Annotated in this window: 20 protein-coding genes; 17 read left to right on the plus strand and 3 right to left on the minus strand. The window is 52.6% G+C overall.

What is annotated here, in order from left to right:
- Nucleotides 1-4: 4 nt before the first annotated feature.
- The 6 genes from AC23NW_RS02000 to nth all read left to right on the plus strand — a co-directional run bounded on the left by AC23NW_RS02000 (nucleotide 5) and on the right by nth (nucleotide 7,397).
- On the plus strand, nucleotides 5-2,563 hold the full coding sequence (locus tag AC23NW_RS02000; RefSeq protein ID WP_487447368.1) for a family 20 glycosylhydrolase: 2,559 nt from the start codon (nucleotides 5-7) through the stop codon (nucleotides 2,561-2,563).
- Between the two features lie 162 nt (nucleotides 2,564-2,725).
- A complete protein-coding gene (gene metG / locus AC23NW_RS02005) occupies nucleotides 2,726-4,780 on the plus strand; it encodes a methionine--tRNA ligase (RefSeq protein ID WP_487447369.1) in 2,055 nt (684 codons plus the stop codon).
- A 75-nt stretch (nucleotides 4,781-4,855) separates the two neighbouring features.
- On the plus strand, nucleotides 4,856-5,293 hold the full coding sequence (locus AC23NW_RS02010) for a peptidylprolyl isomerase (RefSeq protein ID WP_293838740.1): 438 nt from the start codon (nucleotides 4,856-4,858) through the stop codon (nucleotides 5,291-5,293).
- 463 nt (nucleotides 5,294-5,756) lie between these two features.
- Nucleotides 5,757-6,356: an RNA polymerase sigma factor gene (locus AC23NW_RS02015; protein ID WP_071502250.1), complete on the plus strand. Its 600-nt coding sequence runs from the start codon at nucleotides 5,757-5,759 to the stop codon at nucleotides 6,354-6,356.
- Nucleotides 6,331-6,567, plus strand: coding sequence for a hypothetical protein (locus AC23NW_RS02020; protein ID WP_293838743.1), 237 nt, complete (start codon nucleotides 6,331-6,333; stop codon nucleotides 6,565-6,567). Before AC23NW_RS02015 ends, AC23NW_RS02020 begins: the two co-directional genes overlap by 26 nt.
- A 164-nt stretch (nucleotides 6,568-6,731) precedes the next feature.
- Nucleotides 6,732-7,397 carry an endonuclease III gene (gene nth, locus AC23NW_RS02025; protein ID WP_487447370.1) on the plus strand — a complete coding sequence of 222 codons (666 nt, stop codon included), beginning with the start codon at nucleotides 6,732-6,734 and terminating at the stop codon, nucleotides 7,395-7,397.
- 156 nt (nucleotides 7,398-7,553) lie between these two features.
- Here the strand turns inward: nth and AC23NW_RS02030 are convergent, their stop codons facing one another.
- Nucleotides 7,554-7,784, minus strand: coding sequence for a hypothetical protein (locus AC23NW_RS02030; RefSeq protein ID WP_487447371.1), 231 nt, complete (start codon nucleotides 7,782-7,784; stop codon nucleotides 7,554-7,556).
- Between the two features lie 138 nt (nucleotides 7,785-7,922).
- A complete protein-coding gene (locus AC23NW_RS02035) occupies nucleotides 7,923-8,738 on the minus strand; it encodes a T9SS type A sorting domain-containing protein (RefSeq protein ID WP_487447372.1) in 816 nt (271 codons plus the stop codon).
- A 226-nt stretch (nucleotides 8,739-8,964) separates the two neighbouring features.
- Here AC23NW_RS02035 and AC23NW_RS02040 point away from each other — a divergent pair, with 226 nt between their 5' ends.
- The 5 genes from AC23NW_RS02040 to AC23NW_RS02060 all read left to right on the plus strand — a co-directional run bounded on the left by AC23NW_RS02040 (nucleotide 8,965) and on the right by AC23NW_RS02060 (nucleotide 15,416).
- Entirely contained in the window at nucleotides 8,965-10,869 is a 1,905-nt protein-coding gene (locus AC23NW_RS02040) for a sensor histidine kinase (RefSeq protein WP_487447373.1), read from the plus strand.
- Nucleotides 10,870-10,949: 80 nt separating this feature from the next.
- On the plus strand, nucleotides 10,950-11,648 hold the full coding sequence (locus tag AC23NW_RS02045) for a response regulator transcription factor (RefSeq protein WP_487447374.1): 699 nt from the start codon (nucleotides 10,950-10,952) through the stop codon (nucleotides 11,646-11,648).
- A 73-nt stretch (nucleotides 11,649-11,721) separates the two neighbouring features.
- Nucleotides 11,722-12,699, plus strand: coding sequence for a porphobilinogen synthase (hemB, locus tag AC23NW_RS02050; protein WP_487447375.1), 978 nt, complete (start codon nucleotides 11,722-11,724; stop codon nucleotides 12,697-12,699).
- 377 nt (nucleotides 12,700-13,076) lie between these two features.
- The gene (locus tag AC23NW_RS02055) at nucleotides 13,077-13,952 is read left to right on the plus strand and encodes a hypothetical protein (RefSeq protein ID WP_487447376.1); all 876 of its coding nucleotides are present in this window, start codon (nucleotides 13,077-13,079) and stop codon (nucleotides 13,950-13,952) included.
- A 21-nt stretch (nucleotides 13,953-13,973) separates the two neighbouring features.
- Nucleotides 13,974-15,416: a tetratricopeptide repeat protein gene (locus tag AC23NW_RS02060; protein WP_487447378.1), complete on the plus strand. Its 1,443-nt coding sequence runs from the start codon at nucleotides 13,974-13,976 to the stop codon at nucleotides 15,414-15,416.
- A 3-nt stretch (nucleotides 15,417-15,419) separates the two neighbouring features.
- Here the strand turns inward: AC23NW_RS02060 and AC23NW_RS02065 are convergent, their stop codons facing one another.
- A complete protein-coding gene (locus AC23NW_RS02065; protein ID WP_487447379.1) occupies nucleotides 15,420-16,691 on the minus strand; it encodes a nucleotide sugar dehydrogenase in 1,272 nt (423 codons plus the stop codon).
- Nucleotides 16,692-16,893: 202 nt separating this feature from the next.
- On the opposite strand from AC23NW_RS02065, the gene nuoK reads away from it, so the two are divergent.
- The 6 genes from nuoK (at nucleotide 16,894) to AC23NW_RS02095 (ending at nucleotide 23,145) form a co-directional block, all read left to right on the plus strand.
- Nucleotides 16,894-17,238 carry an NADH-quinone oxidoreductase subunit NuoK gene (gene nuoK / locus AC23NW_RS02070; protein ID WP_071502258.1) on the plus strand — a complete coding sequence of 115 codons (345 nt, stop codon included), beginning with the start codon at nucleotides 16,894-16,896 and terminating at the stop codon, nucleotides 17,236-17,238.
- A gap of 90 nt (nucleotides 17,239-17,328) precedes the next feature.
- Complete coding sequence (gene nuoL / locus AC23NW_RS02075; protein ID WP_293840498.1) at nucleotides 17,329-19,230, plus strand: NADH-quinone oxidoreductase subunit L; 1,902 nt, start codon at nucleotides 17,329-17,331, stop codon at nucleotides 19,228-19,230.
- Nucleotides 19,231-19,297: 67 nt separating this feature from the next.
- The gene (locus tag AC23NW_RS02080; RefSeq protein WP_293840501.1) at nucleotides 19,298-20,761 is read left to right on the plus strand and encodes a complex I subunit 4 family protein; all 1,464 of its coding nucleotides are present in this window, start codon (nucleotides 19,298-19,300) and stop codon (nucleotides 20,759-20,761) included.
- 11 nt (nucleotides 20,762-20,772) lie between these two features.
- Entirely contained in the window at nucleotides 20,773-22,164 is a 1,392-nt protein-coding gene (locus tag AC23NW_RS02085) for an NADH-quinone oxidoreductase subunit N (protein ID WP_487447380.1), read from the plus strand.
- A 145-nt stretch (nucleotides 22,165-22,309) separates the two neighbouring features.
- Complete coding sequence (locus AC23NW_RS02090) at nucleotides 22,310-22,792, plus strand: GtrA family protein (RefSeq protein WP_293840507.1); 483 nt, start codon at nucleotides 22,310-22,312, stop codon at nucleotides 22,790-22,792.
- A 155-nt stretch (nucleotides 22,793-22,947) separates the two neighbouring features.
- Entirely contained in the window at nucleotides 22,948-23,145 is a 198-nt protein-coding gene (locus AC23NW_RS02095; protein ID WP_487447381.1) for a hypothetical protein, read from the plus strand.
- The last annotated feature ends 30 nt before the right edge of the window (nucleotides 23,146-23,175 follow it).

Raw genomic sequence — 23,175 nt, forward strand, 5'->3', positions numbered from 1 at the left:
TTGTATGCGCGCCTTGTTCTCCTTTTTTGTCTGCCTGCTGTGGATGCCCGGTGCATTTGCGCAGAAAACCGCATTCGACCCGCAAAAGCTGGCTGTCCGCTGGGAAGTCATCGAAAATAATTACCAACAGAAAACCCAGACCTTGTCGGCCTTCACGCTGACCAATACCGGCAAAATACCGGTACCGGCTACGGGTTGGGGCCTGTACTTCAACTTTGTCCGGACCATTAAACCGGGATCAGCCAACGGCCCGCTGGAGGTAGACCACCTCAACGGCGATTTCTTCCGGCTGGTACCAAAACCGGACATGACACCCCTCAAACCGGGCGCGTCGATCCGCGTTGAATTTGTGTCGGATGCGTGGGTACTCAACGTAACCGACGCTCCCGGCGGCTTGTACTGGGTCCGTGATTCGCAGCCGGAAACGGGCGTTCCGCTAACGAATTACACCGTAGTCCCGTCAACAAATCCAAAACAGACTACCCGTTTCCCCGGCGATACACCCGGCTTTGTGAGCACGCAGGCAGTCTATGCCCAGAACAAGGCCCTGACGGATATTCCTGACAACCAGCTGCCCGAAATTCTGCCTTCACCGGTTACTTACCGTAAAACAGGCGGCACCTTTACCCTGACCGGTGACGTGTCGATTCTGACGGATGCGGCCTTTCAGCGCGAAGCCGGTTATCTGGCGGGCGAACTGGCGGCGGTGCTGGGGAAAAAGCCATCTGTGACCACACAAAAGGCCGCCGGGCAAATTCAGCTGCAAACCGCAGCCATGGCTCCCGGCGCGTACCAGCTCCGCGTGAATGGCGATGGGGTGGTGATCTCAGCTGCCAGCGGTGAAGGAATCTGCTACGGCATTCAGTCGCTGAAAATGCTGTTGCCGCCGATGGCATGGACAAAGCCGCAGCCTGCACTGACAGTGCCGGGCGTTGAGGTTGCCGACGCACCCCGGTTTGGCTGGCGTGCCATGATGCTCGATGTGGCCCGTAACTTCCAGCCGAAAGCGCAGGTGCTGAAACTCCTCGACCTGATGGCGCTCTACAAACTGAACGTGCTGCATTTTCACCTTAACGATGATGAAGGCTGGCGGGTCGAAATTCCGTCGTTGCCGGAGCTGACGGAAGTGGGCAGCAAACGGGGACATACGCTTGATAACAAAGCGTTTCTGCAACCGTCGTATGGTTCGGGGCCGGATGTGCAGAGCCCGACCGGCAGCGGCTTCTACAGCAAGGCTGATTTTATTGCGATCCTGAAATATGCCGCTGAGCGCCACATCCGTGTGGTGCCCGAAATCGAAACACCCGGCCATGCCCGCGCGGCCGTCAAATCGATGGATGCCCGCTATGCCCGGCTGATGGCGGCCGGCAAACGGGAAGAAGCTGAACGGTTTCTGCTGCGCGATCTGGAGGATCAGTCGGTCTACCGCTCGGTGCAGTCATGGAATGATAATGTTATGAACGTGGCGTTGCCATCGGTCTATCGCTTTCTGGAAACCGTAACCGACGACCTGCTGGCCATGTACCGGGAGGCGGGTGCGCCGATTCAGACCATTCACTTCGGGGGCGATGAAGTACCGGCGGGGGTGTGGGAAAAATCACTGGCCTGTCAGGCGCTCATGAAAACCGATCCGGCCGTAAAAAACGTAGATGATCTGTGGTATTACTATTTCCGGAAGGTCAATGACCTGGTCAAAAAGCGGGGACTTTACCTCTATGGCTGGGAAGAGGTTGGGATGCGGAAAACCAGACTGGACGGCAAGGCACACATGATTCCGAATCCGGATTTTGCGGGGGACCGTGTGCAGGTCGATGTCTGGAACAATGTTCTGGGCTGGGGCGCCGAAGACCTGGCCTATAAACTGGCGAATGCCGGGTATAAGGTAGTACTGTCGCCGGTGACGAATTACTACTTCGATATGGCGTACCAGAAATCGTTTGATGAACCAGGATACTACTGGGGTGGTTTTACGGATGTAGATAAGGGTTATTATTTTATTCCGTACGATTATTTCAAAAGTGCGCGCGAAGACCGGCTGGGCAATCCGCTCGACCGCTCAATTTTTACCGGCAAGGAGCGGCTGACGGATTACGGCAAAGAAAATATTGTCGGCATTCAGGGGCTTTTGTGGAGCGAAACCGTTTTGGGGCCGCAGCGGATGGAGTACATGATGCTGCCCAAGCTGATCGGTCTGGCCGAACGCGCCTGGGCCAGTGATCCGGCCTGGGCAACGGGAACGGATGAGGCGGCTAATCAACGGCTGTATGCACAGGCCTGGAATACGTTTGTTAACCAGTTGGGCAAACGGGAGTTGCCGCGTCTGGGGAGCTATGCAGGCGGGTTCGCCTACCGCATCCCGACCGTCGGTGCGGTGGTAGAAGACGGTGCAGTACGGGCTAATGTGCAACTGCCCGGGTTTACAATCCGCTACACCACCGATGGCAGCCAGCCAAACGCTAATAGTGCGGTGTACGCAGCGCCGGTAACGACCAAAGGCACCATTAAACTGCGGGCATTCAGCGCGCAGGGATTGGGTGGCCGTACGGTTGTAATTCAGCACTGACATAAGTTCTCTATCTACTTTGCTGGTTAAATCACTAATTTTGCAGCGATTCATCCGGATTGATGATGTATAGTAAGACTAGTTGAAATGTAGGCTTTTATGGGGCTTACGTAAACGGCTACCGGCACATTTGTCCAACAATCGCAAGAAGGAACACGCTTCATGGCTTTAGAAAACCCACAACGATACACCGTTACGGCGGCATTGATTTATGCCAATGGCCCGATTCACATCGGCCACATTGCCGGTTGTTACCTGCCTGCCGACATCTACGTGCGCTACCTGCGTTCGACGGGGAAAGATGTGGCCTTTATCAGCGGTACCGACGAACACGGTGTCCCGATCACGATCCGGGCGCAGAAAGAGGGCATTACCCCGCAGCAGGTGGTTGATAAATACTACGTGCAGATCAAACAGGCTTTTGAGGACTTCGGGATTTCGTTCGATATCTATTCGCGTACATCGAACCCGATTCACCACGAAACGTCGCAGGAGATGTTCCTGAATCTGTACAACAAAGGTTATTTTGACGAGGTCGTTACTGAACAGTACTATGACGAAACCGCCGGTCAGTTTCTGGCCGACCGGTATATTGTCGGGGTATGTCCGGTGTGCGGCAACGAGAATGCATACGGTGACCAGTGCGAACGCTGCGGCTCTACACTGAGCCCGACCGAGCTGAAACCGCCGCTCCGGTCGATGCTCTCGGGCGCGCAGCCTATCCTGAAACCGACAAAAAACTGGTATTTGCCCCTCGACCGGATGCAGCCGGAAATTGAGGCGTATGTCAACAGCCATCCGGAATGGAAAACCAACGTGGCCGGTCAGTGTCAGTCGTGGTTGAAAGAAGGGCTGAAGCCCCGCGCCATGACCCGCGATCTGGACTGGGGTGTTAAAGTGCCCTTGCCGGATACCGACGGGAAAGTGCTCTATGTCTGGTTTGATGCCCCGATCGGTTATATTTCCATGACCAAGGAGTGGGCAGAGCAGCAGGGACACAATTGGGAACGGTACTGGCGCGATCAGGATACGAAGCTGGTCCACTTTATCGGAAAAGACAACATAGTCTTCCATTGCATCATCTTCCCGGCCATGTTAATGGCGGATGGTAGTTATGTACTTGCCGACAATGTGCCGGCCAACGAGTTCATGAACCTCGAAGGAGATAAGATTTCGACGTCACGGAACTGGGCCGTCTGGCTGCACGAATACCTCGACGAACTGCCGGGCAAGCAGGATGTACTGCGCTATGTGCTGGCGGCCAATGCGCCGGAAACGAAGGACAGCGAGTTTACCTGGAAAGATTTCCAGGCGCGCAACAACTCCGAACTGGTGGCCATTTTCGGCAATTTCGTTAACCGGGCGGTTGTGCTGACGCATAAATTCTGCGACGGTAAGGTGGTCGGTCCGTGCGACTATACCGACTACGACCGTGAGGTACTCAATGAACTGGCGCAGTTCCCGGACCGTATTGGTCAGGCCATTGCCGCTTACCGGTTCCGCGAAGCCTTATCGAGTCTGATGGATCTGGCCCGCCTGGGCAATAAGTATCTGGCCGAAACGCAGCCGTGGCAGGTGGTGAAAACCGATCCGGTACGGGTGAAAACGATCATGAACGTGGCCTTGCAGATTGCGGCCAACCTGTCCATTGTCTGCGAACCGTTTATGCCGTTTACGGCGGCGAAGCTGAAAACACAGCTGGGCATTACCGAACACTTCAACTGGACCAACGCCGGCCGCGCCGATCTGCTGACCGACGGGCATGCGATTGGGCAGGGCGAACTGTTATTTGCCAAGATTGAAGACGACGAGATTACGAAACAAGTACAAAAACTACACGACGCGAAACGCATGAACGAACTGGCCACCAAAACGGTACCGGCTCCGAAGGCAGAAATTGCCTACGACGACTTTGCGAAAATGGACATCCGGATCGGCACGATTGTCGAAGCAGAACGGGTGCTTAAAAGCGATAAGCTGTTAAAATTAAAAGTGGATGACGGATTTGATAAGCGTCAGATCCTGAGCGGTATTGCCAAACATTTTACGCCGGAAGAACTAATCGGTAAGCAGGTAACGTTCCTCGCCAACCTGGCTCCCCGTAAAATGATGGGCCTTGAGTCGCAGGGCATGATCCTGATGGCCGAAGACCGCGACGGCAGCCTCGCGCTCCTGCCGCCCCACAAACCCGTCTGGAACGGAGGAACAGTAAGTTAATAATTGTGATTGAGCGAATTAGTGATTGAGCGTTTTTACTCACTAATTCACTCAATCACTCAATCACAAATTTTTATGAAAGCAGAAATGCGTACCGATAAGGGTACAATGACGATTGAGTTCTTTGAACAGGACGCACCGAAAACAGTAGAGAACTTTGTGAAGCTCTCTAAGTCAGGGTATTATGACAATACAACGTTCCACCGCGTGATCCCGAACTTTATGGTTCAGGGCGGAGACCCGACCGGTACAGGTGCGGGTGGTCCGGGGTATTCAATTCCGTGTGAACTGACAGGCGAAAACCAGTATCATGACCGTGGCGTCCTGTCGATGGCACACCGTGGCCGGAATACGGGCGGTTCACAGTTTTTCATCTGCCATAACCGTCAGAATACGCAGCACCTCGACCGTAACCACACGGTATTTGGCAAGGTTGTTGATGGACTGGATGTAATCGATCAGATCCGGCAGGGCGATAAAATTCAGGGTATTACTATTCTGGAAGAAGCATAATTTTTCGTATCTTCCGGTGTGCTGATCCGGTTAATGCACGGAGCCGGCGCACCGGAAGCTCATTTACCGGTCTGCTGAAGGCGCTGATTGCTGATGTAAAGTGTCTGTTAAAACGACGGGCAAAACAGTTTCATGCCTTTGCCGGAAATTAAATTCCTTTAATTTTTTAGGGGGATTTAAACCCTTTAGGCTAAAGCAGGGTCTATGCATAGCAATGGCCTGATAAGTACAAAAAAATCTTTAAAAAGCCATTTTTGATGGAAAAGTAAGCTTGTTTTGTATACGTTTTTCGCATTTTTATTGTATTTAGGTCTGTTTTTTTACAAAAAAAATTAGCGAAAACTTGCAAATTAGCGCGCTGAAAGGTTACTTTACTGTCAGAAGAAAATAACGCTACCAAAAAATTTAAACCTTCATATACTATCGGGAGAAAGCTCTACGTTACCTAATTGTCTTACTGAAAATGGAAAAAGCCCAGGTAACAGACAGTGAGCTTATATCTCTGTACATCCGTGGTAGCGAGAAAGCCTTCGAAACATTAGTACGTCGGCACAAGTCTAAGATCTATACAACGATTTATCTGATTGTAAAAGATCAATACATAGCGGAAGACTTGCTGCAGGACACCTTTATTAAGGCGGTCGATACAATCAAGACCGGTAAGTACAATGAAGAAGGAAAGTTCTTACCCTGGATCATTCGAATCGCTCATAACTTGGCAATTGACTATTTCCGGAAGGATAAACGCTACCCCAATGTAGTGTTTGAAGACGGAAGCAATGTGTTTAATACGCTTGAATTCTCGGAAGATTCAATTGAATCAATCCAGATCCGGCAGGAAACACATGAGCATTTGCGTGAGTTGATTCAGCGCCTGCCTGAACAACAACGCCAGGTGCTGATCATGCGGCATTACGAGGAAATGAGTTTCCAGGAAATTGCCGATGCTACCGGCGTCAGTATCAACACAGCTTTGGGACGTATGCGTTATGCGCTGATTAATCTGCGCAAACAACTGAGCAAACGAACCCCCAGTTATGATACAAACCTCTACTTACGATGATTTAATCCGGTACGTGTACGAAGAGACCTCCGAAGAGGAGAACCTCGCCGTCGAAGACACCCTGATGTCTGATCCGGAAATGATGACTCAATTCCTCGAAACGCTCGAAATCCGTGCGTTGATGAACAAAATTGAGCGTGAGCCCCGCGAGAGCTCTATCCAGAACATCCTGGCATATTCCCGTAATTATCCTGCAAACCCATCTGCTTAGGCTCTGCCTGATGTGATGGGTATTTTTTTACGGCATGAACTACACCTTACCTGTATTTCATGCCGTAAAGGAATTATTTTTGCCTGGCAGTAAGGAAATGGCTACTGTGCGGGGCCGTAAACCGGCTTTATCCGCGCAGCAGCTACCTGTGCCTGCGCCTGACTATGCTGAAAAAAGAACGCTTCCGCCGCTTTATAGACTACTTCACGGAACATTTTCCTGAACCGCAGACTGAACTGAACTTCAGCAATCCGTATGAATTGCTGGTAGCCGTTATTTTGTCGGCACAGTGTACGGACAAGCGGATTAATCAGGTAACCCCTGCCTTATTTGCGCGCTTCCCGGAACCTGAGTCGCTGGCGGCGGCTTCGGCTGATGAGATTTTTACCTACATCCGCAGTGTATCCTATCCCAACAACAAGGCAAAACATCTGGCCGGTATGGGGCGTATGCTGATGGAACGCTTCGGCGGTGAGGTACCCGGCTCGCTGGAAGAACTTCAGCAACTGCCCGGTGTAGGCCGCAAGACAGCCAATGTTATTTTATCAATCGTTTACAACCTGCCGACGATGGCTGTCGATACGCACGTATTCCGCGTATCGCACCGGCTTGGTTTAGCCCCGCTGACGGCGACCACTCCGCTTGCCGTGGAAAAAGCGCTGATGGCCTATATTCCCAAACAACACGTTCCGCGTGCCCATCACTGGCTGATTCTGCATGGCCGCTACATTTGTCTTGCCCGCTCACCGAAGTGCGATGAGTGCCAGCTGAAGGATTTTTGTAAGTACTACGAAAAACTGACCGGCAAAGCCAGGGGCTCAGTGGTTTAAACACGAATACAGAGGAAAACGTACCTTAAAAAGTCGTTGTGTCCCTTATTTATGTTCGTGCTTTTGTGGTGAAGGAAGTGCAATAAAAAAGGCGCCCGCTACCGGCGCCCGACGTATTAATCACAAAAAACGGAAAGCGTACCGTTGCTTTCTGAACTAGATTGTTTTAGCCAGTTGCATACAGGCAACCTTTACCCAATAGGCACAGATTTTTGCGGCATCAAAAGATGAACCGGTTGCCGGTGCTGTTACAGCAGTAGTAACGCCGTGTTTCGCTTTTATCTGTTTACGGGCGTTGAACAGATTGTGCGGATGGCCCATACCCATCGATTGTAAGCTGATCAATCCTAAAAGTAAGGCGGCTGTTAAGGTCTTTTTCGCTTTCATCGTCATTCGTATTTGTGATTTACATGACAAAGGTAAGTGAATTTTATAATACCTTGCAATACATAGTACTATATTTTTGAAAATATTTTCATAAAAAATAGCGGGACCGGATCGCTTTGACCCGATCCCTCCGGAAAATCAGTCAACAACGACGCGGCGTACGGCTCCGTCTTCATTCTGGGTTACCGTAATGAAATACAAGCCTTTAGCCTGTTTGCCCAGATCAATCTGACCGACAAATTCGCCGGAAAAGTCTTTTACCTCTTTGCGGGCTACTTCCTTGCCTTTCGGGTTCGTGACAGAAATGGTCACGTCACCTTTGGCCGGTGCGTTGAAACGCAGGTTCAGCTGATCTTTGTCCGGATTATTCGGGAAAGCATCCAGACCACGGATGGTCGGGGCTTTCATTTTGCCGTCGATACCCCGTGACCAGGCATCAAACGGGCGGATAATATGCTCATTGAAGTCTTTCGGGAAGGTAAACTCCAGGCGACTCAGCTTGTCATTCAGTGAATCCATGCCACGGTTGAAATCGCGCTGCCAGTTTTCGCTATCCAATACCCAGGCATCGCCCTTTGCCTGCCCCGGGCGGCCTTTGTAGAAATACAGCCGGTTCTGGCCCGGACCGCCTTTGGTCCGTAGGGATTCACGGCCGTCGTTATCTTCAACAACAATAGTAAGCTGGCGTTTCTTGCCGTCTTTACGGGTTGTTTTCAGCGAATCAACCAAGCGCTCCACTACCTTGTCGCGTTCTTCGGCAGGGAGATTTTTATAGGTACGGTCCACCTGACGCACATCGTCGCCGGAGCGTTCAATGATTTTTACGGTTACCTCGTTCGACTTTTCAGTCTTATCCTGCGCCTGAACCAAACCGGTTGTAGCAGCTGTCACCAAAAGAGCCACGGCGAACTGCCGGGCGACGAACTGCCGGGCGACGACAAATGTTGTTTTCATAGTTAGTACCTGTTTTACTGAGTACAGTTGGTCAATGATTTTTCTAAAGACACCGGCGCCGGGCTTATGTTGCATAAGTAGCCGTGTTAAAGTTTCTTAAAGACTCAATGAACCACCGGTTGCCTTCGTACTTTTAGAGGTATGGCAGCGGAAACGCCCTGTTTCATACCGTATTCAGCAGAAAGATGAAAAGTCAGCCCCAAAGGTTGCACAGCAATAGATTAAAATGTCGAAACAACGGATTCGCTGGATTGTCGCGCTGATGGCAGTAGGCCTGCTCGGTTTAGTAGGCTTACAGTTGTATTGGGTCAGGAGCGCGTACCGCCTGCAGAAAGAACAGTTCACCTATAAAGTTACGGATGCCTTGCAGGAAGTGGTCCGTACGCTCGAACGGCAGGAGATTTCGTATCTGGCCCGTCAGCGGATACGGGCGCAGGAGCAGCAGCAACGGCTGATTGCGATCTCTAAAAAAGATAGTCAGCCCGTCGTCACTAAGGCGGAGCCCAAACAGCATAAAGTACCGCGGGTGTCCCGTGAGCAGGTGCCAAACCGCATTAACGGCCAGTTAGTGCTTGATGGCAATGGCAATATTGTACGGGGTATGTCCCGGCTGGGCATTACCCCGTCGGATGCGCTGCACCCGGTCGATCAGACGCTTACGCCGGAGCAGGAAGCGGTTGTGGAGCACTTTTTACGGCGGCAGGAAATGCTGATGGCAACCGGCGACTGGCAGGCACAGCTCGAAGACCAGCGCCAGTTTGAGGAATGGGCCAGCGGAATCCTTGCCGACCAGATTGCCGATCTGAACCGGCAGCAGCAAAAACAGGATAGCCTGATCAAACTGGCCCGGAAGCGGCAGGCAAAGGCGAAAGTTGCCGAAGCGGCCTCGTCGTCAGTGCTGACCGCCAGCACGCTGAAGGATACCGGCAACCGGATGTCAGAGCATTCGCAGATTGTAAAAGATGCCTTGAAAAGCCTCTTTCTGTCGGACCGGCCCATTGAGGAGCGGGTTGACCGGATGACGCTGGATACGCTGCTCCGGCAGGCACTCGAAGACCGGGGAATCCGGCTGCCGTTTGCCTACGGCGTTAAAACGAATCAGACCAATAAGCCGTCCTTTCTGTTCACGACGTTTGGCGGCAATCCGAAATCATTTGTCGAAAACGGCTATAAAGCGGCGTTATTCCCGAACAACTTTCTGGATTCGGGAAACTATGTGTACGTCTATTTCCCGGGTCAGGACGAGTTTATTCAGGAGCAGATGACGTTCAACTTTGCCTCGTCGGTAATCCTGATTCTGGTTATTCTGGGCTGCTTCTACATTGCAATCAACACGATCATGAAGCAGAAAAAACTGGCTGACATCAAGAACGACTTTATCAATAACATGACCCACGAGTTTAAAACGCCGATTTCGACCATTGCGCTGGCCGTTGAGATGGCGCAGGACCAGATGGCGGTGGGTCAGGGTGTCGGGAGCAGGAACGTGGGAGCAATGTACGGTGATGCATTGGCCGCTGAATCCGGTAGCCCGGCTGCTGAATTCACAGGCCGGTTATCGCGGTACATGAATATCATCCGCGAAGAAACCCGCCGGCTGGGGTCACACGTGGAGAAAGTATTGCAGATGGCGATGCTCGACCGCGGTGAAATCAAGCTGAAGGTTACGCAGGTAAATATTCACGACATCATCGAAAAATCGCTGAATAACATCGGCATTCAGATTGAACAGCGCGAGGGCGAGGTCGATCTGGATTTCGAAGCGGAAAACGAAGTCATTGAAGCCGACGAGGTACACCTGACCAACATTGTCTATAACCTGCTGGACAATGCCATTAAGTACTCGCCGGATACCCTGCACATTACGATCCGGACCCGCAGCCTGCCCGAGGGCGTTTGCCTGACGATCGCCGATCAGGGCATCGGCATGACGAAAGAGCAGGTCAACCGTATTTTTGAAACCTTTTACCGGGTACCAACCGGCAACCTGCACGACGTAAAAGGCTTCGGGCTCGGGCTGAGCTATGTTCAGAAAATGGTGGACGCCCACCACGGCCGCATCCACGTAACCAGCGAACCCGGCCAGGGAAGTGCATTTGACGTTATTATACCTTATAAAATGAATGAGTGATTGGGCGGTTGAGTGATTGAGCGAAGGGACAACAGCCTTTCCAATCACTCAATCACTCAACGACTCAATCACCATTACCTATGCCACAAATACTAGTTGTTGAGGATGACCCGAATCTGGGTCAGCTGCTTCAGGAATACCTGATCCTGAAGGGATTTGATACCGACCGCGCGACGGATGGAAATCAGGGGCTCGAGATGTTTACCGACGGGCAGTATGATCTCTGTATTTTCGACGTGATGATGCCGAAGAAAGACGGGTTTTCGCTCGCTAAAGAGGTGCGGATGACCGGCCGCGATGTGCCGGTTATCTTTCTGACGGCCAAGTCGATGAAGGAAGATACTATTCAGGGATTCAAGCTCGGAGCCGATGATTATGTGACGAAGCCGTTCAGCATGGAAGAATTGCTGCTGCGTATTCAGGCGATTCTGCGCCGGTATCAGCGGGGAACGGCCGATGCCATCGAATCGACCACCTATCAGATCGGCTCCTTTGTGTTTGACTACCCGCACCAGACCCTGAGCCGGCCGGACGGGGGCGGAAATCCGGCGAGTCAGAAACTAACCAGTAAGGAATCGGAGTTATTAAAGTTGTTTGCCCAGAACCTGAATCAGCCGTTAAGCCGTAGCTTTGCCCTGAAAATGGTTTGGGGCGACGACTCGTACTTCAATGCCCGTAGCATGGATGTATACGTGACCAAGCTCCGCAAGTACCTGCGTGAAGACGAATCGGTACAGCTGGTGAATGTGCACGGCGAGGGTTTCAAACTGATTGTGTGATTGTTGTAATGGCAGAGCGGCTGATCGGGATACGGGGCTAATCATCCATTACAGCCTGTTAACGAAAAGACGGATGAATATTATTCGAAGACCACGCCGGAACCGGCAGTCGGCAGCGATTCGGGACATGGTGCAGGAAACGCGCCTTTCGGTCCATGATTTTATTTACCCCATGTTTGTCATGGAAGGGGAGAACGTACGCAGCGAAGTGGTGTCAATGCCCGGCGTTGCCCGTTTCTCCAAAGACCTGCTGCTCGACGAAATCGGGCAGTGCGTAGACCTCGGTCTGCGGACGTTTGCGCTGTTTCCGAATCTTCCGGAGAGCAGAAAGGATAAATACGCTACCGAAAGTCAGAACCCCGACGGGCTGTATCTGCAAACGGTACAGGCCATCAAAGACCGGTTTCCGGATGTAGTGGTGATGACCGACATTGCCATGGATCCGTACAGCTCAGACGGCCACGACGGCATTGTGGAAAACGGGCAGATTCTGAACGACGAAACGCTGGAAGTGCTCGGTAAAATGGCGGTTGCGCAGGCAAAGGCCGGTGCCGACATCGTTGGCCCTTCCGACATGATGGATGGCCGCGTGGGCTATATCCGGCAAACGCTTGATGCACAGGGTTTCAAAAATGTGTCCATCATGGCGTACACGGCAAAATATGCCAGTGCGTTTTACGGTCCGTTCCGCGATGCCCTCGACTCAGCCCCGCGCTTCGGCGACAAAAAAACGTATCAGATGAATCCTGCCAACAGCCGCGAGGCGTTGATTGAGGCTGATCTGGACCTGGCCGAAGGGGCTGATTTCCTGATGGTGAAGCCTGCTTTGGCTTACCTCGATATTATTAAACTGCTGAATGATCACTATCAACTGCCGATTGCAGCTTATAACGTTAGTGGTGAGTATGCCATGATTAAAGCCGCTGCCCAAAACGGCTGGCTCGACGGGGAACGCGCCATGATGGAGTCACTGATGGCCATGAAGCGTGCCGGTGCCAACGTTATTCTGACCTACTTCGCTAAAGAAGCGGCAGGGGTGTTGGGGGCTTAATATATTGGTTGTTCTGGGTTGCTGGTGGTTCTGAGTTGCAGGTGGTTCTGAGTTGCAGGTTGTTCTGAGTTGCTGGTAGTTCTGGGTTGCTGGTGGTTCTGGGTTACTGGTGTTTCTGGGTTATTGGTGTTCTGGATACTGTTTTATATTTTATGTGGTGGCAGGGTTATTCTGAGAGGCAGGATAGCCCTGCCACCATGTTTTTTTTCCTGTCACCCTGCCCTGTCTGGCGTCGCATGGCGACCGCTCTTTCACTCTTTAGCCGCTACGCGGCTCACTCTTTCGCTCTTTAAATGCCCATTCGCTCTTAAATCGGCGCACCTGCGGGACAGGCGGGCGTTTGAATCGTTATAGATAAAAACGGACAGCAAGTGGGTATGGCAGAGGAGGCAAAAAGGCAACCGGTACGGAAAGGGAGCACCCGGAAAAAGATAGATCCGGAACCCGCAATGGATGAACAAGCCGTAAAGCCCGGCCTGCTTACCGTTGACCGGCATTCGGTTCAGTTTCCGGTAACCCGGCAGGGGGCATGGACCGAGCAGACGATCTCCGTTGCCCAGCACTATGCCGACACGCCGGTGTCGCTGACATTCGACACGCCCGATGCGTTTTCGTTTGTGATTCCGCCCGATGACCGGCTGCTACCCGCCATCGGCTTTGTGCCGACACCGGCTGAAACTAAGCTGCGCATCCGTTTTTCGCCCCGAAAGCCCGGCACAACCACGGCCCGGCTGATTATCCAGACGCCTTATAGCCGCCAACAGGTTGAGCTGACCGGCCACAGTCCTGCGCCGTTCGCGGTTAAGTGGCGGCTGCTGGCGGGCATTGGCCTTGGGATTGCCGGTCTGGTTATCGGCTACCAGAACCGCTGCCGGATTTCGCCGGTACTATGCCCTGATATGCAGCTGCCTGCTGCGGTTGAGATACGGGCAGATACGCTGCTCCGGGAGCTGCCCCCGCCTGTCCGTACCCCCCCGCCGGATACGTTACTCAGCGCGGATGTTCCGCCGGTTGATACCCTGACCACTGTCGACGCTCCTCCGCTTCCGGCGCCTGTTGTCCGTCGTCCGCAATTGGCGGCAACCCCGGATACAATAAGGCCGCATGCCCCCAAGCCATTGACCAACCTGTCGGTTATGGCTCCTTCGCCGGTTGAACTGAATAAGAGCCCGAAGCCAGCACCGGTAAAACCTCGGCCGGTGACTGCCGAGAGTGATTTGGAGCGGGAGCTTAACGGCGATGTTAATCATTGATATTCTTTAATTTACGTACGTATGAAACGTTTTCTTTTCGGATTTATCTGGCTGTTTGTCCCGGTAGCCGCTACGCTGGCGCAGGATGCCCGTAACGTGCCGCAAGCCATTCAATACATTAAACTGGCCGGTACCCTGCGTGAACTGGACAAGCTGTCGGAAGCCATTGATCTGCTGGAGCGGGCTTTGCCGGCCGTGCGCACCAACGATGTGTACTGGGGGGCGGTGGCCTACGAGCAACTGGGACTGGCCTACAAAGACCAGAAAAATCCGGAGAAGGCAGCTTATTACCTTGAGGTTGCCCGCAGCCGGTATGCGAAACTGAATTTCGTGGCCAGTGCCTGGGCGGTCAATGAGCTGATCCGCGATGTGTCGGGGAAGAATTTTTATGCCGGTATTCAGATCAGTCCGTCGGAGGTGAAACTGGGTATTTACAAAACCCGCTATGAAACCGATTTTTACGAAAAGGAAATCAAGCTAAAAGTCGATGTGCCCAGCTCGCCGCTGCTGACGGATGCCTCGACGTCGTTCCGGAACCGGCAGGATGCCCTGAAGGTGTGTTTTGATACGATCCGGAAATACAATATTCCGAATGAGCGGGTATTTATTGCGTTCAGCAGCGAGATGAATCAGATTCCGGACAGCAAAAAACGCTTGTATGATCGCCTGATTGATGCCCTGCCAATCGGCGGGTTGCGGATTGACACGTCGATTACGGTAAACCGCGAAGCGGAGTTGTTTACGACGGGAGCCATTCCGCGCAAAGTCTGGCCGACCACATCGGCCCTGGCGATTAACGACAATTACACCGTTGGCGGGTACTTCGATTCGCAGCCTGATCCGAAAAGTACGGGCAGTGCGCAGAAAACGTTTTATGGACTAAGCATTCCGGTGGGGACGAACGGGCTGGTCAGTCAGATCGAAAGCCGCAAAACGCTGACGATGGATGCGTTCCGGCGCGAGGCCCCGCGTGTTATTGCGGCCATTGCCGATTCAACAGTACGTCCGCGGCTGAGCCGGCAGCAGGCGGGTTTGCAGGGGCGGCAGACGGTTGGTGTCGGGGGCGATATTGCGCTGGCTGTCGTAACATATCTGTATCCCGACAAAGCTGATCTGACCGCCGTGCCGCTTTCAGTAGAGGATATTCAGCGGTTTAAAAAGCTGGTGATGAGCGATTACGGTGCTATAAGCCAGCCTGATTTACAGGCGGTAAAAGATCCTGTTGCCCGTGAGCGCGCCGGACGCGACCTGGCCAATGTGCAGTCGATGCTGACTGAGAAGCAGCTGATTGCCGGTACGCTCTGGCTGGAGGCGCTGATGCAGGCCTATACCACTACAACGGGCCCGAAGCGGTTTGTCTTTGTCCGTAACGCTGACATCGGCTGGGTAACCGGCAAGTTTCTGGAAACCATCAGCGGAGAGTATGAACAGACAATCGCCAAAGGAGACTATTACACGCGGTAGCCATCACAGCCGCCCGTGAATCACTTCCACCGGCAGGACGCCTTTTACGTCATACACCAAATGACCCAGCTGTGGCAGCCTGGCCGAAAACTCAGGGGTCAGGAAGGGCTGGTGAGCAACGGCCAGCACCACGACATCATATACTATGTCTGACGGCAGGTCGGGGAGCAGGGTAATCGCATACGTGCGTGCCACATCATCGGGGTGGGCGAGGGGATCGTACACATCGGTTTGTACGCCGAACTCCCCCAGCTCCTGCACCACGTCGGGGACGCGCGAGTTGCGGATGTCGGCCCAGTTTTCCTTAAACGTAATACCCAGCACCAGTGCCCGTGCCTGATGCAGCGGCCGGTTGTGCCGGATCAGGAGTTTTACAATCTTATTGGCTACTACCACACCCATATTGTCGTTGATGCGGCGGCCGGCCAGGATCACTTCGGGGTGATAACCCAGCGACTCGGCTTTGTAGGTCAGGTAATACGGATCGACGCCGATGCAGTGACCACCCACCAGTCCGGGCTGGAAGGGCAGAAAATTCCACTTGGTATTGGCCGCTTCCAGTACGGTCCGGGTGTCGAGGCCCATCCGGTCGAAAATCAGCGCCAGTTCGTTGACGAACGCTATGTTGATGTCGCGCTGACAGTTTTCGATGACTTTGGCCGCTTCGGCGACCCGGATTGAGGGGGCGCGGTAAGTGCCCGCCGTGATGACGGACGCATACAACTGATCTACCCGTTCGGCAACGGAAGGGGTGGAGCCGGACGTAACTTTGCGGGTGTTGGTCAGCGTATGGTGTTTGTCGCCCGGATTGATGCGCTCGGGCGAATACCCGCAGAAGAAGTCCACATTATACCGGAGCCCCGACAATGATTCCAGTACCGGCACGCAGTCTTCTTCCGTGCAGCCGGGGTAAACCGTTGATTCATAGATAACAAGATCGCCTTGTTTTAACAAACTGGCAACCGTTCGGGTGGCCGTCAGAATCGGGCGCAGGTCGGGCCGGCGGTGGCTGTCAATCGGAGAGGGAACCGTGACAATAAAGATGGTACAGGCGGCAAGGTCACCGGGAGAGCTGGTAAAGGACAGGCCCTGGCTTCCGGCGAGTGCTGCGGCTGTAAAATCACCGTTCCGGTCCTGATGCTGTTGCAGGGCAGCAATGCGTACGGGATCAATGTCGAAACCCAGTACGCGGTATTTTTGTCCGAACGCAACGGCTAGCGGCAGGCCTACGTAGCCGAGGCCGAGAATGGCAATCTGAGGAGCATCCTGCATCATTAATCCGGAAAAAAGCCCGTACCTGCACCGAAAAAACAGGACGCACAGGTATCGGAAATGCAAAGGTAAAGCCAATCTGAACAAGCATAAACAGGAATAAATTCCGAATGTTGATGAATAAGGCCGCTGACAAACCGCAAATCGGTTTGAGTAAGCCCAATTTATCTATAACTTTGCCGCATCTTTTATCAACCGGCTTAATATGCAGCCCACGCAGCAAGTATCAATACCGGAACTTATTCAGCAAGTACCGCTCAACTATTACCTGATCGTTAGCACAGCGCTATTTGTCATCGGAATCATCGGCGTACTGACCCGGCGTAACGCCATTATTATCTTCATGTCGATTGAGCTTATGCTCAATGCCGTCAATCTGCTGTTAATTGCCTTTTCGTCGTATCGATCCGATTCGGCAGGGCAGGTTTTCGTCTTTTTCATCATGGCTGTGGCCGCTGCCGAAGTTGCGGTAGGGTTGGCCATCATCGTGATGATCTACCGGAATATCCGCTCGATTGATGTCGGATTGCTGAATAAACTCAAATGGTAAAACTGGTTTAGGAGCTTTCACGGGCAAAGGTCGCTGGCCGATCGGCGCCGGGAGAATGTTCCGCAAACGTCAAACGTTGAATTCAAGTACATGCAGACAGACCTACTCTGTAGTTTAATTCCGCTGTTCCCACTCATTGGTTTTGCCATCAACGGCCTGGGCTTCCGCAAGGTGCCCACAAGCCTGGTTGGGGCCATCAGCTCGGCAGCCGCGCTCGCTTCCTTCGCCGTAACGCTGATGTTGTTCAGCGGCTTCAGCGGGCAACCCATTAAAGCCACCTTATTCGACTGGATCAGTGTCGGTAGCTTACACATCAACTTCTCGTTCCAGATTGATCAGCTTTCCCTGCTGATGCTCCTGATTGTGACGGGCGTTGGCTCGCTGATTCACATTTATTCAATCGGCTACATGAAGCACGATGAAGGCTTCGGCAAGTTCATGGCATTCCTGAACCTGTTCCTGTTCTTCATGTTGCTGCTGGTGACGGGCTCTAACTACGTCATCATGTTCATCGGCTGGGAAGGGGTAGGGTTGTGTTCATACCTGCTCATCGGTTTCTGGAATAAAAACGTCAACTATAACAACGCTGCCCGCAAAGCCTTCGTCATGAACCGTATCGGTGACCTTGGTTTTCTGCTGGGTATCTTTTTGTTAATCACCACGTTCGGCTCGGTTGAATACACCGACATTTTCGAACAGGCGACGCGGTTCGCGGTGGGCGACAAGATGATTCTGGCCATTACCCTGCTGCTGTTTGTCGGCGCCATGGGTAAGTCGGCACAGATTCCGCTCTACACCTGGCTGCCGGATGCGATGGCCGGTCCGACACCGGTATCGGCCCTGATCCACGCGGCAACGATGGTGACGGCGGGGATCTACATGATCGTCCGTTCGAACGTGTTGTACACCCTGTCGCCGGTAACGCTCGAAATCATCGGCTTTATTGCCATCGCCACGGCTATTCTGGCGGCGTCGATCGGTCTGTTGCAGAACGATATCAAGAAAGTACTGGCTTACTCGACTGTTTCGCAGCTGGGTTATATGTTCCTCGGCCTGAGCGTAGCGGCCTACACGTCGGGTATGTTCCACGTAATTACGCACGCGTTCTTTAAAGCCCTGTTGTTCCTCGGTGCCGGTAGCGTCATCCACGCCATGTCCGACGAACAGGATATCCGCAAAATGGGCGGCCTGCGCAAACACCTGCCGGTTACGTTTATCACCTTCCTGCTGGGTACCATCGCTATTGCCGGTATTCCGCCGTTTGCCGGTTTCTTCTCGAAAGACGAAATTCTGGCCCACGTATTCCTGCATAATAAAGCGCTGTGGGCACTGGGTCTGGTTGGTTCAGCCATGACCTCGTTCTATATGTTCCGGCTTTTATTCCTGACGTTCTTCGGTGAATTCCGCGGTACTCAGGAACAGCACCATCACCTCCACGAATCACCGGCGACGATGACGCTGCCTCTGATTGTTCTGGCGGTATTGTCAGTTATCGGCGGTTTGCTGAACCTGCCTGGCGGTGGCTGGCTGACTCACTTCATGGAACCTCTGTTTGCCGGTTCGGCACAGGTGAATCCGGAAGCATTCGGTCACGAAATCGACCACGGTACCGAGTATATGCTGATGGGTATTTCAACGGCGGTAGCCATTGGCTCAGCCATTGCCGCCTACGTGGTTTACATCAGCCGTAACGCCGTACCGGCCCCTGAATCAGCGGAGCGGTCAGGTATCGCCAAACTGGTGTACAACAAATACTTCGTGGACGAACTGTACGAAGTGGCTATTGTTCGTCCGATCCGTGCTCTCGGTGATCTGCTGTACAATGCCGGTGAGTTTATCATCGACGGTATTGTCAACGCTGTTGCCTGGCTGGTACGGGCCGCGTCGGCGCAGCTGCGGTTACTGCAGTCGGGGTCAATCGGCTTCTATGTTTTTGCGATGGTATTCAGTATTGCGGTCATCGTGATTGTTCGGTTCTTTGTTCGGTTCTAAAAGGAGGTTATGGCCGGCACTCCTGCGATACGGGAGCCGGCGGCCATAGAGAGGAAACTTAACCTATATGCTTACGCTTTCACTTATACTACTACCGGTTGTAGCGGCCACGTTGCTACTGCTGATCAAGAGCCCGGCGGTCAAAACGCTTGCCCTGGGAGCAGCCCTGGTTGAGCTGGCATTAGCAGCCTACGCCTTTGCTACGTTCAAGGCCGATGCGCAGATGCAGTTTGAATTTGATTACCCGTGGATCGCCAGTGCCGGTATCCGGTTCAGCGGCGGTATTGACGGTATCAGCGTATTGCTGGTGCTGCTGACCGGGTTACTGACACCACTCATTGTCTTATCGGCCTTCGGGCGTGACTATGACCGTCCATCGACGTTCTACTCGCTGATTCTGTACATGCAGGCGGCACTGATGGGGGTATTCACCGCCCGCGATGCGTTCCTGTTCTACCTCTTTTTCGAAGCGGCCCTCATTCCGGTTTATTTTCTGGCGGCTATGTGGGGCGGCGAAAAGCGGATTGCCGTTACGTTCAAGTTCTTTATTTATACCATCTTCGGTAGCTTGTTCATGCTGGTGGCGCTGGTGTATCTGTATTACCAGACCGGCGTGCCGGGCAAACCAGGCGTTCACTCGTCGGCCATCGTTGATTTTTACAACCTCAACCTGACTCCTGCCGCGCAGGGTTGGGTGTTCTGGGCATTCTTTGTTGCCTTTGCCATTAAAATGCCGGTGTTCCCGTTCCACACATGGCAGCCGGATACCTACGTAGAGTCACCGACACCGGCGACGATGCTGCTGTCGGGCATCATGCTGAAAATGGGGGTCTACGGCCTGATCCGGTTCCTGCTGCCGATTGTACCGGTTGGGCTTGATACCTGGGGTACGCTGGCGACCACGTTATCCGTAATTGGTATTGTCTACGGGTCAATCATTGCCATTCGTCAGCGCGATATGAAGCGTCTGATTGCCTATTCATCGTTTGCACACGTGGGCCTGATGGCGGCCGGTGTGTTCTCGCAGACGGCAAACGGCTTGCAGGGTGCCCTGATTCAGATGCTGGCACACGGTATCAACGTAGTGGGTCTTTTCTTCGTTGCCGAAATCATTTTCGGCCGCACCAACAGCCGGTTCCTCGATCAGCTGGGTGGTATTACGCGTACAACGCCAAAACTGACCGTTTACTTCATGATTCTGCTGCTTGGTTCGGTGGCCCTGCCATTGACCAACGGCTTTGTGGGTGAGTTTCTGTTACTGAACGGCGTTTTTGCCTATAACAACTGGTTAGGTGCTGTGGCCGGCTTAACCATCATTCTGGGTGCTGTTTATATGCTGCGGATGTTCCAGAAGTCGATGTTCGGACCAACATCGGCGCGTACGGAAACATTCGATGATCTGAGCGGTGCCGAAAGCTGGGTGTTGCTGCCGCTGGCCGTAATGGTTTTCTGGATCGGGATCTATCCGAACTCGTTCCTGAAAGTGACAGAACCTGCTGTAATGAATTTGTTGCAATACGTTGTAAAATAACGACTAAAGAAATGCTACCCATTATCCTATTATCGGTTTTCGGAATTGTCCTGCTCTTCATGGGGTTTCTGAAGTCCAAAGTATTGTTACTGCCGGCAACACTGGTGTTTATCCTGGCTGCACTGGCGACCACGTTCACGGACTGGGGGAAAACGTACCTCTACTTCCAGAACATGCTGCTGACCAACAACCTCGCGATTATGTTTACGACAATCGTGTTGTTATCGGCGTTCATGGTCGTGGCGCTGTCGAATAGCTTTATTGAAGACGAACAGGCACAGCCTGCCGAATATTACGGCCTGCTGCTGTTCTCGCTGGTCGGCGCAATTATGATGATCAGCTTCGAAAACCTGATCATGCTGTTCGTCGGCGTTGAAATTCTGTCGGTGGCCATGTACGTGCTGGCGGGTAGTGACAAGCACAGCCCGCGTTCGAACGAAGCCGCGCTGAAGTACTTCCTGATGGGGGCTTTTGCGACCGGTATTATGCTGTTCGGGATTGCGCTGTTATACGGCGCCACCGGCACGTTTGTCGTTTCGGGCATTAAATCCTACGTGTACACAAACTCATACGGTGTATCGCTGTTGCTGTACATGGGTATTCTGCTGCTGCTGATCGGTATGTTGTTCAAGGTATCGGCCGCTCCGTTCCACTTCTGGACGCCGGATGTGTACGACGGAACACCAAGCCTCTTCACGGCATTTATGTCAACAGTCGTAAAAACAGCCGGTTTTGCGGCGTTATTCCGCGTGCTGTCGGTATCGTTTGTTGGTGTTTACTCGTTCTGGTGGGCAATTCTGGCGGCACTGACCTGCCTGACCCTGCTGATCGGTAACGTAACGGCTGTATACCAGAACAGCTTTAAGCGGATGATGGCTTACTCCAGTATTTCGCACGCCGGTTACCTGTTAATCGGTCTGACGGCTCTGGGGACACAAACCAAACAAGCCCTGGTATTCTATTCGCTGGCTTACTCACTGGCTACGATTTCAGCCTTCGGCGTATTGCTGGTTGTGTCCCGGCAGCGTCAGGATGAAAACGGAATAAATGAGAACTTTGATGCCTTCAACGGGCTGGCGCGGCAGAATCCGCTGCTCGGCTTTGTGATGGCGGTTTCGATGTTATCGCTGGCGGGTATTCCGCTGACTGCCGGTTTCTGGGGCAAGTTCATGATCTTCACAACGGCAGCCGATAAAGGTATTTTCTGGATCCTGGTATTTGCCGTGCTGATGTCGACGGTAGGTATCTATTATTACTTCCGGGTAATCATTGCCATGTACTTCCGCGAAGGTGCCGGTGAACCGGTTAAAGTCGCTCCGTTCTACCGGTATGTACTGATTGCCGCCACTATTTTAACCTTAGTGTTAGGTCTGGCACCCGGTTTGCTGGATGGGTTAGTATAAGTAAGAATGACGTAAATGAGTCTTCTAAAGAAAGAATAGATTCATCCGGGGTCAGGTTCTGGTACGACAACTACTTGTCTGACAGCCTGACCCCGGGTTTGTTTTAGTGAGTTGATAACCAGACAGCAAGTTACGGGCCGTGAACGTGAGTACTGTACCAGCAACGAAACGAAAGGGATATAAGGACTTTATCGCCTATTTCTTTACCGCCATTCTAGGCGCACTGATTAATTTTTTCAGCCAGATCGGCTACCGTGAACTGATCGGCCTGAGCTTTGCAACCAGCGTATTTCTGGGCTACGTAACAGCAATGGTACTGACCTTTGCCCCGACGAAAAACTTTGCGTTCGACGCAAAGAAAACCGACAACGCAGGACGGGAATTCGTCAAGTATGTCGGCATTGCACTGGTAGCGCTGGCCGTGCAGGTGTACTCCTCAGAAATTACCCTAAAGCAGATTGCCAACCCGTTTTTCCCGGAAACGTCAGCGTTTGCCAGAGAAAAAGCCTCGCACGTTGTCGGCATGGGATTAAGCTTTCTGGCCAACTTTTTCGGCCACCGGTTACTTACCTTCCGAAGTACAGGATTTTACGACCGGATCAAAGCTAAGAAACGAAGTGAAAATTAGATTTTTCTTATATCTGAAAAGCCTGGTCTGTCTGTAGGAAATAGAACTATATAAGGGTTTAGCATCAAACCACAAAAAATATACGTGTAAATTATTGTATTTTTCTGGAGAAGCCTATATTTGCGACCGGAACCATAAATTACCACTAAAAGAGCATGAAAAAAGTTATCGCTTTATTGTTCGTAGGTACAATGATTACCTTCGCTGCTTGCCAGAGCAAACCTAAAACTGAAGAAGCTGCTGTTGATTCAACTGCAACAATGACAACAGACTCAGCTGTTGTTGATTCAGCTGCTACAGACTCAGCTGCTACAGACTCAGCTGCTGTTGCTCCTGCAGACTCAGCGAAGTAATTTACCGCGGACAACCGCGCTCTCTACTTC

The sequence above is a fragment of the Arsenicibacter sp. R0_47 genome, from assembly GCF_057652235.1.

Coding starts and splice junctions, on each gene's coding strand:
- nth (WP_487447370.1), top strand. CDS start 6,732: ATGCTGAAAAAAGAACGCTTCCGCCGCTTTATAGACTACTTCACGGAA.
- AC23NW_RS02065 (WP_487447379.1), bottom strand. CDS start 16,691: ATGATGCAGGATGCTCCTCAGATTGCCATTCTCGGCCTCGGCTACGTA.
- AC23NW_RS02015 (WP_071502250.1), top strand. CDS start 5,757: ATGGAAAAAGCCCAGGTAACAGACAGTGAGCTTATATCTCTGTACATC.
- AC23NW_RS02040 (WP_487447373.1), top strand. CDS start 8,965: ATGTCGAAACAACGGATTCGCTGGATTGTCGCGCTGATGGCAGTAGGC.
- metG (WP_487447369.1), top strand. CDS start 2,726: ATGGCTTTAGAAAACCCACAACGATACACCGTTACGGCGGCATTGATT.
- AC23NW_RS02055 (WP_487447376.1), top strand. CDS start 13,077: ATGGCAGAGGAGGCAAAAAGGCAACCGGTACGGAAAGGGAGCACCCGG.
- nuoK (WP_071502258.1), top strand. CDS start 16,894: ATGCAGCCCACGCAGCAAGTATCAATACCGGAACTTATTCAGCAAGTA.
- nuoL (WP_293840498.1), top strand. CDS start 17,329: ATGCAGACAGACCTACTCTGTAGTTTAATTCCGCTGTTCCCACTCATT.
- AC23NW_RS02045 (WP_487447374.1), top strand. CDS start 10,950: ATGCCACAAATACTAGTTGTTGAGGATGACCCGAATCTGGGTCAGCTG.
- AC23NW_RS02035 (WP_487447372.1), bottom strand. CDS start 8,738: ATGAAAACAACATTTGTCGTCGCCCGGCAGTTCGTCGCCCGGCAGTTC.
- AC23NW_RS02030 (WP_487447371.1), bottom strand. CDS start 7,784: ATGAAAGCGAAAAAGACCTTAACAGCCGCCTTACTTTTAGGATTGATC.
- AC23NW_RS02060 (WP_487447378.1), top strand. CDS start 13,974: ATGAAACGTTTTCTTTTCGGATTTATCTGGCTGTTTGTCCCGGTAGCC.
- AC23NW_RS02095 (WP_487447381.1), top strand. CDS start 22,948: ATGAAAAAAGTTATCGCTTTATTGTTCGTAGGTACAATGATTACCTTC.
- AC23NW_RS02000 (WP_487447368.1), top strand. CDS start 5: ATGCGCGCCTTGTTCTCCTTTTTTGTCTGCCTGCTGTGGATGCCCGGT.
- hemB (WP_487447375.1), top strand. CDS start 11,722: ATGAATATTATTCGAAGACCACGCCGGAACCGGCAGTCGGCAGCGATT.
- AC23NW_RS02010 (WP_293838740.1), top strand. CDS start 4,856: ATGAAAGCAGAAATGCGTACCGATAAGGGTACAATGACGATTGAGTTC.
- AC23NW_RS02085 (WP_487447380.1), top strand. CDS start 20,773: ATGCTACCCATTATCCTATTATCGGTTTTCGGAATTGTCCTGCTCTTC.
- AC23NW_RS02020 (WP_293838743.1), top strand. CDS start 6,331: ATGATACAAACCTCTACTTACGATGATTTAATCCGGTACGTGTACGAA.
- AC23NW_RS02080 (WP_293840501.1), top strand. CDS start 19,298: ATGCTTACGCTTTCACTTATACTACTACCGGTTGTAGCGGCCACGTTG.